This window comes from Streptomyces sp. NPDC088707 (genome assembly GCF_044752725.1).
GTDB lineage: Bacteria > Actinomycetota > Actinomycetes > Streptomycetales > Streptomycetaceae > Streptomyces.
In genome coordinates, this window is sequence record NZ_JBIVLV010000023.1 from 1 (window position 1) to 13,285 (window position 13,285).

Genomic DNA, 13,285 nt, shown 5'->3' on the forward strand with positions numbered 1-13,285 from the left:
CTAATCTGGCGTTGATTTTTGGCACGCTGTTGAGTTCTCAAGGAACGGACGCTTCCTTTGTACTCACCCTCTCGGGCTTTCCTCCGGGCTTCCCTCCGGTCTTGCGTTTCCGACTCTATCAGATCTTTTCGACCCGATTTCCTCGGTGCTTTCCGGTCCCTTTTGTTTTCACTCCGGGGGCCTTTCGGCGTTTCCGACTTTATCAGAATCATTTGGGCCGACCTAATCGGTGGCTTTCTTGATTCGGATAAGAATCGGGGTGACTCCGTGGAATCGAGTTCCCGACCGGAGTGAATGAGATTCTACTTGATCGCTGCCGAACTGTCCAGTTCCAGGCAACCGTTTGAATCTACCTCCCCACAGCCGCCATGTCAATGGCTTTTGTGGGCACCGGAGGACACTAGCAGGTCAGCGGGGCCGTACGCACATCAGGCGGCGACGGGGAGCTGCGCGCTGCGGTCGTGCTCCTCGACGTCGCCCTGGTCGCCGGCCCGGGCGGCTCGGCCGCCGAGGACATGGACGTAGACGAGGAAGAGCAGCTCAGCGGCGACGCCGATGGTGATGCGGGCCCAGGTGGGCAGGCCGGACGGGGTGACGAAGCCTTCGATCAGGCCCGAGACGAAGAGGACCAGGGCCAGGCCGACGGCCATGCCGACGGCGGCGCGGCCGCGTTCCGCGAGGGCCGCGCGGCGGGTGGTGGGGCCGGGGTCGATGACCGTCCAGCCGAGGCGGAGGCCCGTGCCTGCGGCGACGAAGACGGCGGTCAGTTCGAGCAGGCCGTGGGGAAGGATCAGGCCCAGGAAGACGTCGAGGCGGCCCGCGGACGACATCAGGCCGATGCCGACACCGAGGTTCAGCATGTTCAGGAAGAGGATCCAGAGCACAGGGATGCCCAGGAAGGCGCCCAGGACCAGGCACATGGCCGCAGCCTGGGCGTTGTTCGTCCAGACCTGGGCGGCGAAGGACGCCGCCGGGTTACTGGAGTAGTACGTCTCGTACTGGCCGCCGGGGCGGGTCATCTCGCGGAGGTCGGCGGGGGCGCCGATCGCGGCCTGGACCTCCGGGTGCGTACCGATCCACCAGCCGATGATCACGGCGAGCAGGGTGGAGAGGACAGCGGTGGGGACCCACCAGTGGCGGGAGCGGTAGACGGCCGCGGGGAAGCCGGCGGACAGGAAGCGGGCCGCGTCGCGCCACGAGGCGCGGCGGGTGCCGGTGACCGTGGCGCGGGCGCGGGCCACGAGCTGGGTGAGCCGGGCCGTGAGCATGGGGTCGGGGGCGCTCGACTGGACGAGCGAGAGATGGGTGGCCGTGCGCTGGTACAGGGACACGAGTTCGTCCGCCTCGGCTCCGGTGAGCTTGCCGCCCCGGCGCAGGAGGTGGTCGAGGCGTTCCCACTCGGAGCGGTGGGCGGTGACGTAGACGTCGAGGTCCATGATCGGCTGCTGCTCCAGGCATCGGCTGCGGACGGTTCCGTACTGCTGCGGCGCGCTGCGGGTCAGCTTGGCAGACTGGCGTTCGGAGGGGTCGGGAAGGTCGGAGAAGGGTGGGTGCCGTGAGTGACGTGGTGACCGGGGATGCCGTCGTACTGGGGTTGCAGCCCGCACGGCTCCCGAGCCGGGCTTTGTCGGTGCTCATCGACCTGGTGGTGGTCTTGGCCGCGTATCTGCTGGTCTCCCTCGGACTCGCGGTCGCCACCGCGTCGCTCGACGAGGCGGCGGTGATGGCGGTGTCGATCGCCTCCTTCCTGTTGATCCTCGTGGGGGCGCCGATCGCGGTGGAGACGCTGTCGCACGGGCGGTCGCTGGGGAAGCTGGCCTGCGGGCTTCGCGTGGTGCGGGACGACGGGGGGCCGATCCGGTTCCGGCACGCGCTCGTGCGGGGGGCGATGGGGGTCGTCGAGATCCTGATGACGTTCGGGGTCGTCGCCTGTGTCGCGTCGCTCGTGTCGGAGCGGGGGCGACGGCTCGGGGACGTCTTCGCGGGGACGCTTGTCGTACGGGAGCGGATACCCGCGGCGCGGGCGCTCGTCGTGCCCCCGCCGCCGCCGTGGCTGGTGGGGCGTTTCGCCGGGCTGGATCTGTCGGCGGTGCCCGAGTCCCTGTGGCTGGAGATACGGCAGTACCTCACGCGGGCGCGTGACCTGGACCCTGCCGTGGGGCGGCGGCTCGCGGAGCGGCTGGCCGACGAGCTGGTGGCGCGGACCGGGACGCCTCCGCCGCCCGGAGTACCGGCCGACGCGTATCTGGCGGGGGTGGTCGCCGAGCGGCAGACGCGGGAGGCCCGGCGGGCCTTCGGCTCCGCGGGCGTGGCGGGGATGCCGGGCGTGGCCGGGGTGCCAGGGGTGGGTGGGGCGGTCGGGGCCGTGGGAATGCCGGCGCCGGGCTTCGCTCCTCCCGTCGCGCCTTCGACGGTGGCCCCTCCGGCTGCCGCGCCGGTCGTCGCCTCCCCCGTGGCCGACGGCCGGGAGCCCACGGCGCCCGCTACCGGGTTCGCTCCGCCCGCCTGATCGTCAGGGGAAGACCGACGGCGGGGTCTCCAGGGCTTCGAGTTCGATGCCGGGGGCTGCGAGGACCACGTCGCCGGCGATGTGAACGGTGTGCCTTTCACCCGTGTCCAAGGCGCTGACCTGGTATTCGTCCACCATCAGGGGGCCGTTGTCAGTGGCGTGCGCTTCACTCTTCATCAGGGCCCAGGACTGGTCGACCGTGAGGGGGGCGAGCACCGGGTCCGTGAAGGCGACGAGCCTGACACGGGTCTCGGGGGAATCGGGGGTGAGACGCAGGAGTCGCGTGAGCGCGACGAGGAACGCAGGGGACATGCCGGTGAAGGCGTGGGCGCGCACATTGCCTTCGGTGGCGTGGGTTCCGGTGGGGTCCGTGCGGACCCAGGTGACGCCGTCGAGGGCCGCGCCGCGGACCTGCCAGCCGGCGGCGTGGAGTTCGAGTCGGATGGGGCGGCCGAGTTCGTCGACGGCCAGGTCGACGGAGCCCTGATGGTCGCCCGAGGGGGTGGTGACCTGTGAGACGTAGCGCCAGCCTGAGGGGCCGGGCGCGCAGTGGAAGTGTTCGTCGCCGAGGGGGGTGTGGTCGTGCGGGTCATGGAGCGAATATCGGCCGCGGGGCATGGGGCGGGTCCTCGGGACGGGGGCTTCCGGGCGTGGGGGTAGGGCCGGTCCGGCTCTGAGGCGGGCTTGTCCGGCCTGGGGTGGGGCTGTCCGCCTCGCAGGCAGGCTTGTCCGGCCTGGGGTGGGGCTGTCCTGCTCTGGGGTGGGGCCGGTCCGGCTCTGGTCTCTGCCGGCAGGCCCTGGGACGAGGCAGGCCCCCCGGCACGGGGGTGCGGGGGGCCTGCCTGTTTCCTCTACGGCCGTCCGGGACGGCGTCGCGTCAGCGCGCGGGCGCCGCCGGCCGGGGCATCAGTAGCGGTAGTGGTCCGGCTTGAACGGGCCCTCGACCTCGACGCCGATGTACGCGGCCTGCTCGGGGCGGAGGGTCGTCAGCTTGACGCCGAGGGCGTCGAGGTGGAGACGGGCGACCTTCTCGTCCAGGTGCTTGGGCAGCACGTACACGTCGGTCGGGTACTCCTGCGGCTTCGTGTAGAGCTCGATCTGGGCCAGGGTCTGGTCCGCGAACGAGTTCGACATGACGAAGGAGGGGTGGCCGGTCGCGTTGCCCAGGTTGAGGAGGCGGCCCTCGGACAGCACGATGAGGACCTTGCCGTCGGGGTACGTCCAGGTGTGGACCTGCGGCTTGACCTCGTCCTTGACGATGCCGGGGACCTTGGCGAGGCCGGCCATGTCGATCTCGTTGTCGAAGTGGCCGATGTTGCCGACGATCGCCTGGTGCTTCATCTTGGCCATGTCCGCGGCCATGATGATGTCCTTGTTGCCGGTCGTGGTGATGAAGATGTCGGCCTTCTCCACGACGTCGTCCAGGGTCGTGACCTGGTAGCCGTCCATCGCCGCCTGGAGCGCGCAGATCGGGTCGATCTCCGTGACGATCACGCGGGCGCCCTGGCCGCGCAGGGACTCGGCGCAGCCCTTGCCGACGTCGCCGTAGCCGCAGACGACGACGGTCTTGCCGCCGATGAGGACGTCGGTGGCGCGGTTGATGCCGTCGATGAGGGAGTGGCGGCAGCCGTACTTGTTGTCGAACTTCGACTTCGTCACGGCGTCGTTCACGTTGATCGCCGGGAAGAGGAGCTCGCCGGCCTGCTGCATCTCGTACAGGCGGTGGACACCGGTGGTGGTCTCCTCGGTGACGCCGCGGATCTCGGACGCCAGCTGGGTCCACTTCTGCGGGTTCTCGCCGAGGGTGCGGTTGAGGAGACGGAGGATGTGGCCGTACTCCTCGCTGTCCGCGGTGGACGGGTCCGGGGCCGAGCCGGCCTTCTCGAACTCGACGCCCTTGTGGACGAGGAGGGTGGCGTCACCACCGTCGTCGAGGATCATGTTCGGGCCGCCGGTGGGCGTGTTCGGCCAGGTCAGCGCCTGCTCGGTGCACCACCAGTACTCCTCAAGGGTCTCGCCCTTCCAGGCGAAGACCGGGACGCCCTGCGGGTTCTCCGGGGTGCCGTTCGGGCCGACGGCGATGGCCGCGGCGGCGTGGTCCTGGGTGGAGAAGATGTTGCAGGAGGCCCAGCGGACCTCGGCGCCGAGGGCGACCAGGGTCTCGATGAGGACGGCGGTCTGCACGGTCATGTGCAGGGAGCCGGTGACGCGGGCGCCGGCGAGGGGCTGCTGCTCGGCGTACTCGCGGCGGATCGACATGAGGCCGGGCATCTCGTGCTCGGCGAGGGTGATCTCCTTGCGGCCGAAGGTGGCCAGGGAGAGGTCGGCGACCTTGAAGTCCTGATGGGCGGCAGTCGTCATGACTGGGCTGCTCCTCGTGTGTGCGTGCGAGGGTCGGTTGGGGCGCCGGGCACCACGGACGCTCCCCGGACACACGAATGCCCGGGCTTTCCACGGTGCCGTCGTCGGAGGCCCTCTCTCCCTCGGCCGGTCCGCGAGGACCGCCCGACCGCCATCAGCAGCGACGTCTGGCTGGTCACGAATCTACACCGGACGGCGGGGCGGGCCACAGTCCGCATCGGGCCGCGGGACGGGATCGGAAGGCCGTACATACGCACGAGACCCCCGGGACCAGGGGGTCTCGGGGGTCTCGTGAAGGGGCGGGGCGGAGCGGGGGCCATCCGCGTCGGGGGCCACCGACGGCGTCAGTGGTCGTCGGCGTCCGGGGTCTTCGTCAGGTCGGTGGCGGTCGGAGCGGCCGCCTCCTTGTAGATGTCCGGCTCCAGGTAGATGACCCGGGCGATCGGGACGGCGGCGCGGATGCGCTCCTCGGCGGCGTTGATGGCGTTCGCGACCTCGGCGGCCGAGTCGTCGTGCTGGACGGCGATCTTGGCGGCGACGAGGAGTTCCTCCGGGCCGAGGTGGAGCGTCCGCATGTGGATGAGCCGGGTGACGGTCTCGCCGTCCACCACCGCCGCCTCGATCTTCTTGACGTCCTCGATGCCCGCGGACTCACCGAGCAGCAGCGACTTGGTCTCGGCGGCCAGCACGATCGCGATGGCGATCAGCAGGACGCCGATGCAGAGGGTGCCGATGCCGTCCCAGACGCCGTCGCCGGTCAGCAGCGCGAGACCGACGCCGCCGAGCGCGAGGATGAGGCCGACGAGCGCGCCCAGGTCCTCCAGGAGGACGACGGGCAGCTCGGGGGCCTTGGCCCGGCGGACGAACTGCGTCCAGGTGAGGCCGCCGCGGATCAGGTTCGATTCCTTGATGGCCGTACGGAAGGAGAAGGACTCGGCGATGATCGCGAAGACGAGGACGCCGACCGGCCAGTACCAGGCCTCGATCGGGTGCGGGTGCTTGATCTTCTCGTAGCCCTCGTAGATGGCGAACATGCCACCGACGGAGAAGAGCACGATGGAGACGAGGAAGGCGTAGATGTACCGCTCGCGGCCGTAGCCGAAGGGGTGCTGCGGAGTCGCCTCGCGCTGCGCCTTCTTGCCGCCGAGGAGCAGCAGGCCCTGGTTGCCGGAGTCGGCGAGGGAGTGGACGCTCTCCGCGAGCATCGACGACGAACCACTGAAGAGGAACGCCACGAACTTGGCTACGGCGATCGCCAGGTTGGCGGCGAGTGCCGCCACGATCGCCTTGGTTCCGCCTGACGCGCTCATGGGTGTACGTGGTCCCTTCGTCGATGCACCGGCTCTGTCGCCGCGGTTCGGCCGGTCATTGTTGCATCAGGCCACGACGGTGGCGCGAAAGACCGTCCCCGTACCGGAGAGTTCGGTCTTCTCGCCCGCGGGAACGAAGACGGATTCGCCGGCGGCCAGGGTCACGTCGCCCGCCTTCGGGCTGCCCGCGACGGCGAGCAGGATCTGCGGGGTGGGGCTCGTCAGGTCGGTCGGGACCGCGCCCTCCGGCCGTACGAAACGGGAGAGGCGGAACTCGTCGATCGGGGTGTCGTAGACCTCCTCCCCGGACGGCGAGGCCTCGGGGCGCAGGACGGCCGGGTCGGTCGGCTCGAAGCGGACCACGCGCAGGAGTTCGGGGACGTCGATGTGCTTGGGGGTGAGCCCACAGCGCAGCACGTTGTCGGAGTTGGCCATGATCTCGACGCCGAGGCCCGAGAGGTAGGCGTGCGGGACGCCCGCGCCCAGGTAGAGGGCCTCGCCGGGCTGGAGCGTGATCCGGTTGAGGAGCATCGCGGCGATGACGCCCGGGTCGCTCGGGTAGTGGTGGGCGAGGCTCGCGTACGGAGCGTGCTCGCCGCCGAGACGGTCCGCGGCCGCAGCCGCCTCCGTCACGGTGTGCGCCATCTCCGCCGTGTCCGCGGTCAGCAGCGCCGTCAGGACCTCGCGGAGCGCGGCCTCTTCGGGGTGGGCGTGCAGGAGGTCGACGTACGGCTTGAGCGAGTCGACACCGAGTGCGGCGATCAGGTCCGCGGCCTCGGCCGGCGCACGGAATCCGCACAGGCCCTCGAAGGGGGTGAGCGCGCAGATCAGCTCGGGCTTGTGGTTGGCGTCCTTGTACGTGCGGTGCGGGGCGTCGACCGGGATGCCCGCGGCCTCCTCTGCCGCGTGACCGGCCTGCGCCTGGGCGAGGTCGGGGTGGGCCTGGAGGGAGAGCGGGGCGCCGGCGGCGAGCACCTTCAGCAGGAACGGCAGCCGCGGGCCGAACTTGTCGACGGAACGCTCCCCGAGTTCGCCCACGGGATCGGCGTCGATCAGCGCGTTCAGCGAGCCGCGATCGGTGCGGGAGGGGGCGCCGGGGTGGGCGCCCATCCACATCTCGGCCTGGGGCTCGCCGGTCGGGGCGATACCGAGCAGCTCCGGGATGGCCGTCGTGGATCCCCAGGCGTAGGGGCGAACGGTGTTGACGAGGCGGTCCATGGTGCCTGCCAGCTCCTCGGGGTGGTGACGGATGGTGAATGAGGGGTGTCGGGTGACAGGTGACAGGGGGCGGATGACGGGTGGGTTACGGGGTGGTGGATGGGGCGGGGGGGTGGATGGGGCGGGGGGGTGGATGGGGCGGGGGGGGTGGATGGGGCGGGGGGGTGGATGGGGCGGGGGGGGTGGATGGGGCGGGGGGGTGGATGGGGCGGGGGGGGTGGATGGGGCGGGGGGTGGATGGGGCCGGGGGGGGACGGGGCCGGGGGGAGTGGGGCGGGCGGAGTGGATGGGGTGGGTGGGGTGGTGGACGGGGGTTTGGTTCGTCCGGGGGGTTGGGCCTGTGGGTTGTGAGGGGTGGGCTTGTTCGCGGGGTGCTCTCAGAGCGCCGTGCGGCCCGGGGTCGCCAGGGAGAGGTAGACCGCCGCGAAGTCGGTCACCGCGAGCAGTTCCGCCAGGGTCTCCAGGTCACCGCCTTCCTCCGGTTCCAGCTCGCTGATCGCCGTCTCGTGACTCAGCGCCAGCTCGCGTGCCGCGTGCGCGGCGGTCAGGCCGTCCGACGGACGGTCCCTCAACAGGACTACCCGCGCGCGGAGCGCCTGCGGCTCGTCCACCCGGTCGCGGAAGAAGTCCTCGGGGTCCGCTCCCGCCGCGTAGTCCCCCGCGAGGAGGACACCGTGGGCCGGAAGGGCCTCCGGGAGTTCCGCCGCGAGCGCGGGCAGACCCGCGAGCTCCGCCAGGACCGCGGCGAACCTGCGGCCCGCCGGGCCCGCGGCCGCGCCCTCCGTCCAGATCAGTGGCAGCGAGTCCGCGAGCTCGGCGGCGAGCGTCTTCGCTGGATTGCTGTACGTGGCGATGGCCGGGCCGCAGCGCTCCGCCGTACGGTCCAGCCGGTCGGCTACCTTCTCCAGGGCCTCGGGCGGGGCCTCCAGGAGACCGACCCGGTCGAGCAGCATGAGCAGCGGGGTGAACAGGGCCCACAGGGTGCCGGGGCTCGCCGCGATGTTCTCGGCGTACTCGTTCGGGGCCTCGTTCGGGGCGCTGGCCATCGGCACGAACAGACCGCGCGAGCCGCTGACCGTCTCGGTGAGGGGCGAGGCCTTGGGGGCCACGGCGACGACGGTGATCCCCCGGCGGTACGCCTGCTCCGCGAGGAGCGCCAGGCCCGGTTCGGAGCCGTCCGTCGTCGGCAGCAGCAGGAGGTCCACGGAACCCGCCCAGCCGGGCAGCGCCCAGCGCAGGGCGCCCGCGGCGGGGGCGACGCCGGTCGGCTGGAGGCGTACGACGGGTGCCGAGGCTCCTGCCAGAGCGCCGATCAGGTCGGCGACGGCCGCGGCGGCGGTGCCCGGGCCGGCGACGAGTACTGCGCGGGGGCGGCCCTCGGGGTGGAGGTCCGCGATGCCGGCCTCGGCGGCGTGCCTCGCCGCCGTCCTCACCCGGGCGCCGGCTTCGGCGGCGCCGCGGAGGAGGCCGCGGCGGTCTGCCAGGGCGAGGTCGTCCGGGGCGTCGAGGAGGGTCTCGTCGAGCATGGGGCGGGTGCCTCCGGTCGCGTCGTCGTCGCGGGGCCCTTGGCGGGCTGCTGCGGTGCCTGTGGTGCCTTGTGGTGCGTGCACCTCTATGGTGCGGGGTCTGCGGTGCTGGTGCGGGGTTGTGGGGTGTTTGTGGTGCGCCCTGCCTTCGGCCGGGCTTGTCGGTTCCCACCCGCACCACCCGTGCGGGTGGGAGGGCAGAGGTGCGGGCTTTCCCGTGGGGAGTGCTCGCCGTTGGCGGCGGACCCTCCGGGGAAGTGGCCCCCGGAGAGGTGGGACCTCCGGGGAGTGGCCCCTCCGGGGAGGAGGCCCCTCCGGAGAGGAAGCCCCTCCGGAGAGGAAGCCCCTCCGGAGAGGAGGAACCTCCGGAGAGGAAGCCCCTCCGGGGAGGAGGCCCCCGGGGAGGAGGGACCTCCGGAAAGGTGACCCTCCGAAGAGGTGGCCCCTCCGGAGAGAGGGAAGCGGGCCCCTCCGGGAAGGGCGAGGGGTGGGGCGGCGTTCTGGAGGTCGGTGGAGGTGGGGCTGGGCTGGCGGTGGGAGCGGGCAGGGTCGGTCGGGGCATCGGAGGCCACGCGGGCGGCGGGCACCCCCGTGCCGTGTGGCTCGGTCGGCCCGCTCGACGTGAGCCGAGGCCCAAGCCATATCGCTCGGTCGGGCAACGCGGCACGAGCCGAGGCTAAAGCCCTATCGCTCGGTCGGCCCCCTCCACGTGAGCCGAGGCCCGGGCCGTATCGCTCGGGCGGCCGACTCGGCGTGGGCCGAGGCCCGGGCCGTGTGGCGCGTGCCGGGCCCTTGCCGTGCGGAGCGGACCTGGCCGGGGCCAGTGCCGTGCCGTGCGAGCCGGGGGCGCGACGTCCTTCGCCGCATGAGCCCGAACCATGCCGTACCGGTGCGAGCCTGTGCCGTGCCGCCGAGTCCCGTCCCTGTGCGCATGAGTCCGAAACCGTGCCCTACGGACCGGGCCTCGCACCACGCGGTACGAGCCGGGACGTGCCGCCACGTTCCGGCCCCGGGCGCCGTCAGCACGCAACCAAGCCCCACGGACCGGCCCCGTGCCCCGCGCCTGAGCCGTACTGCCACGTTCCGACCCCCACGCCATGAGCACGCAACCAAGCCCCACGGACGAGGTCCCGCGAGCCCGGGCCGTGCCGTCACGTTCCGCCCCGGGCGCCGTCAGCGCGCAACCAAGCCCCACGGACCGGCTCCGCGCCGCGTGGTGCGTGTGTCTGCTGGGCCGCTGCCGGCCCGGAGTCATGCCGTGGGGACCCTGCCGGGCCGTGCTGTCGCGTCCCGTTCCCGTGTGACGCTCGTCGAGTGCCTTGCGGTGGGGGCTGGCGCGCGTACGGGGCCGTGTCGCCGCCGGAGGGCGGCTTCGCTCCGCCCCTCCGGCTCGCCGGGTCTGCTTACGGGCGGCGGGCCTCGTCCGTCAGGAGGACCGGGATGTTGTCGCGGACCGGGTAGGCGAGGCCGCAGTCGGGGCTCGTGCAGATGAGTTCGGGGGTCTCGTCCGCCGTGCGGTCGTTCAGTGGAGCGTGGCACGCGGGGCAGGCCAGGATCTCCAGGAGGCCGGCTTCGAGCGGCATGGGGTGTCCCTTCGAACAAGCGGTTTCGGGCCAGGTCAGCCTACCGCCGGGGGACGGGGGGTGACCCGTTCCCCGGCGGTGGGTGCGGGGAGGTCAGGCCGTGGTGCGGACCAGTGCCAGGACCTCGTCGCGGATCCTCGTCATCGTCGCCTCGTCGCGGGCCTCGACGTTGAGGCGGAGCAGCGGCTCGGTGTTGGAGGCGCGGAGGTTGAACCACCAGTCCCGTGCCGTCACCGTCAGGCCGTCCAGGGTGTCGAGGGTGACGTCCTCGTTCTCGTACGCGGCCTTGACCTTGGCCGCGCTCGCCTTCTGGTCCGCCACCGTCGAGTTGATCTCGCCCGAGGAGGCGTAGCGGTCGTACGCGGCGACCAGGGCCGACAGGGTGCCCTCCTGGCCGCCCAGGGCCGCCAGGACGTGGAGGGCGGCCAGCATGCCCGTGTCCGCGTTCCAGAAGTCCTTGAAGTAGTAGTGCGCCGAGTGCTCGCCGCCGAAGATCGCGCCGGTCTTCGCCATCTCCTCCTTGATGAAGGAGTGGCCGACCCGCGTGCGGACGGGCTCGCCGCCCTGCTCGCGGACGACCTCCGGCACCGACCACGAGGTGATCAGGTTGTGGATGATCGTTCCGCCGGGGTGCTTCGCGAGTTCGCGGGCCGCCACCAGGGCCGTGATCGCCGACGGCGAGACCGGCTCGCCGCGCTCGTCCACGACGAAGCAGCGGTCGGCGTCGCCGTCGAAGGCGAGCCCGAGGTCGGCGCCCTCGGCCAGGACGCGGGCCTGGAGGTCGACGATGTTCTTCGGGTCCAGCGGGTTCGCCTCGTGGTTGGGGAACGTGCCGTCCAGCTCGAAGTACATCGGGACCACGTCCAGCGGCAGGCCTTCGAAGACCGTGGGGACCGTGTGGCCGCCCATGCCGTTGCCCGCGTCCACCACGACCTTGAGGGGGCGGATCGCCGTGAGGTCCACCAGGGACTTCAGGTACTCCGCGTAGTCCTTGAGGGTGTCGCGGTGGGTGATGGTGCCCGGGGTCCCCGCCGCTTCCGGCGCGCCGGTCTCCGACCAGTCCTCCGCGAGTTCCCGGATCTCCGCCAGGCCGGTGTCCTGGCCCACCGGGGCGGCGCCCGCGCGGCACATCTTGATGCCGTTGTACTGGGCCGGGTTGTGCGAGGCGGTGAACATCGCGCCGGGCAGGTCGAAGCTGCCGGAGGCGAAGTACAGCTGATCGGTGGAGCAGAGTCCGATCAGGGTGACGTCGGCGCCGAGGCGGGCCGCGCCGCGCGCGAAGGCGTCGGCCAGGCCGGGCGACGAGGGGCGCATGTCGTGGCCGATGACGATCGCGTCCGCGTCCGTCACCCGTACGAAGGCGGCACCGAAGAGCTCGGCGAGCGATTCGTCCCACTGGTCGGGTACCACTCCGCGGACGTCGTACGCCTTCACGATCTGCGACAGATCGGCAGTCACGGATCCACCCTCCTGAGTTCTCGGCACGCGTGTGCGGCGCGTGTACGGAACGCCAAAACTACCCGCAGTGGGGAGGGGGTACGCGGACGGTGGCCGGTCGGGCTCAGTTGTCGGGGGAACGGAGCACTCTCAGGTGCCCTCTGCGGCCGACCTCCATGGGGTCTCCGCCGCGCCCTCCGCCGCCCTTGCCGCCGGCCTCGGCCGCGCGTTCCTGGGGGCGGGCCGCCTCCCGTACCGCGTTGGCCAGGGCTTCGAGGTCGTCGCCGCTGGGGCGGGGCGGGGCGGAACCGTCGGTGAGCCGCACGACCTCCCACCCGCGTGGGGCGGTCAGGCGCTCGCTGTGCTGGGCGCACAGGTCGTAGCAGTGGGGCTCGGCGTAGGTGGCGAGCGGGCCGAGGACCGCAGTCGAGTCGGCATAGACGTACGTCAGTGTCGCGACGGCAGGGCGGCCGCACGCAGTGCGCGAACAGCGACGTACAGGGCTCACGACGTTGGACGGTACCGCACTCTTGAGCGGGCCGCGACGACTCTCCCTCAGGTCACTCCACCGTGTCGCGCTGTGACCTCCGCCACCCCCCTTCGGGTGGCGGCCGCTCCGACCTGCGCGGGAGGGGGCACAAGGGGGTGGCGCCGGGAGCCGATCCGGACACTCCGAGGTAAGGATCCGGTCAACCACGGCCAGATGGCCGATCGCGAGTGGCCCCCGAATCGCACGGCCGGTTGGCCGGAACGTTCAGGTTTCGACAGGGCGTGCAGTGGTGCCGCCGGGACCCCGGGAAGGTGGCGAGGACGCGCCACGGTGCGCGGGCACCGATGAGGGTTACGCTGCGTCAGTGATGGACAGTCCTGTGCCGCCGAGCCCCCCGCACCACTCCACGGAGCCCCCGGCGGAGCCCCGGGCGCGTCGCCGCGACCGGCACGGCCGCGGGATGCGGGGACCGGTCGCCCCTCCCCAGGTGCCGCTCTCCGCGAGCCGGGCCGACACCTTCCGCGACCTCGTCCTCGACTCGGTGGAGCGTCTGGAGCGGCGCTGGCCGCAGCTCGCCGACGTCGAGTTCCTCGTGATGGAGGTGCCGCCGACGGTGCCGGGCGAGACGGTGCCGCTGGGCGGCTCTGCGCCCGCCGAGAAGAGCGATCCCGCCCGGGTGGTCGTCTACCGGCGGCCGGTCGAGATCCGCTCCAAGAGCCGGGACGAGCGGGCGCTCCTCGTCCACGAGGTCGTCGTGGAGCAGGTCGCCGAGCTGCTCGGGCTCTCCCCCGAGTCGGTCGATCCGCGGTACGGGCAGGACTGACCCGACCCCCGTAGAACCCCCTTAGGAC

Annotated in this window: 11 protein-coding genes; 2 read left to right on the top strand and 9 right to left on the bottom strand. The window is 72.0% G+C overall.

Features of this window, described 5'->3' with window-relative positions; translation table 11 throughout:
• Positions 1-428: 428 nt before the first annotated feature.
• A complete protein-coding gene (locus ACIP84_RS38330) occupies positions 429-1,436 on the bottom strand; it encodes a stage II sporulation protein M (RefSeq protein WP_401804988.1) in 1,008 nt (335 codons plus the stop codon).
• A gap of 119 nt (positions 1,437-1,555) precedes the next feature.
• On the opposite strand from ACIP84_RS38330, the gene ACIP84_RS38335 reads away from it, so the two are divergent.
• Positions 1,556-2,509 carry an RDD family protein gene (locus ACIP84_RS38335; protein ID WP_401804991.1) on the top strand — a complete coding sequence of 318 codons (954 nt, stop codon included), beginning with the start codon at positions 1,556-1,558 and terminating at the stop codon, positions 2,507-2,509.
• A gap of 3 nt (positions 2,510-2,512) precedes the next feature.
• Here ACIP84_RS38335 and ACIP84_RS38340 read toward each other — a convergent pair whose 3' ends face one another.
• The 8 genes from ACIP84_RS38340 to ACIP84_RS38375 form a co-directional block, all read right to left on the bottom strand.
• A complete protein-coding gene (locus tag ACIP84_RS38340) occupies positions 2,513-3,127 on the bottom strand; it encodes a hypothetical protein (protein ID WP_355968760.1) in 615 nt (204 codons plus the stop codon).
• Between the two features lie 288 nt (positions 3,128-3,415).
• Entirely contained in the window at positions 3,416-4,870 is a 1,455-nt protein-coding gene (ahcY, locus tag ACIP84_RS38345; RefSeq protein WP_355968758.1) for an adenosylhomocysteinase, read from the bottom strand.
• 344 nt (positions 4,871-5,214) lie between these two features.
• Complete coding sequence (locus tag ACIP84_RS38350) at positions 5,215-6,180, bottom strand: cation diffusion facilitator family transporter (protein WP_401804993.1); 966 nt, start codon at positions 6,178-6,180, stop codon at positions 5,215-5,217.
• A 66-nt stretch (positions 6,181-6,246) separates the two neighbouring features.
• On the bottom strand, positions 6,247-7,398 hold the full coding sequence (manA, locus tag ACIP84_RS38355; protein WP_401804996.1) for a mannose-6-phosphate isomerase, class I: 1,152 nt from the start codon (positions 7,396-7,398) through the stop codon (positions 6,247-6,249).
• Positions 7,399-7,775: 377 nt separating this feature from the next.
• Entirely contained in the window at positions 7,776-8,924 is a 1,149-nt protein-coding gene (locus ACIP84_RS38360) for an SIS domain-containing protein (RefSeq protein WP_355968751.1), read from the bottom strand.
• 1,403 nt (positions 8,925-10,327) lie between these two features.
• Entirely contained in the window at positions 10,328-10,507 is a 180-nt protein-coding gene (locus tag ACIP84_RS38365; RefSeq protein ID WP_073915537.1) for a Trm112 family protein, read from the bottom strand.
• A gap of 93 nt (positions 10,508-10,600) precedes the next feature.
• Positions 10,601-11,965: a phosphomannomutase/phosphoglucomutase gene (locus tag ACIP84_RS38370; protein ID WP_401804999.1), complete on the bottom strand. Its 1,365-nt coding sequence runs from the start codon at positions 11,963-11,965 to the stop codon at positions 10,601-10,603.
• Between the two features lie 103 nt (positions 11,966-12,068).
• On the bottom strand, positions 12,069-12,503 hold the full coding sequence (locus tag ACIP84_RS38375; RefSeq protein ID WP_079042180.1) for a DUF3499 domain-containing protein: 435 nt from the start codon (positions 12,501-12,503) through the stop codon (positions 12,069-12,071).
• A 298-nt stretch (positions 12,504-12,801) separates the two neighbouring features.
• On the opposite strand from ACIP84_RS38375, the gene ACIP84_RS38380 reads away from it, so the two are divergent.
• Positions 12,802-13,257 carry a metallopeptidase family protein gene (locus ACIP84_RS38380; RefSeq protein ID WP_355968746.1) on the top strand — a complete coding sequence of 152 codons (456 nt, stop codon included), beginning with the start codon at positions 12,802-12,804 and terminating at the stop codon, positions 13,255-13,257.
• Positions 13,258-13,285 lie beyond the last annotated feature (28 nt).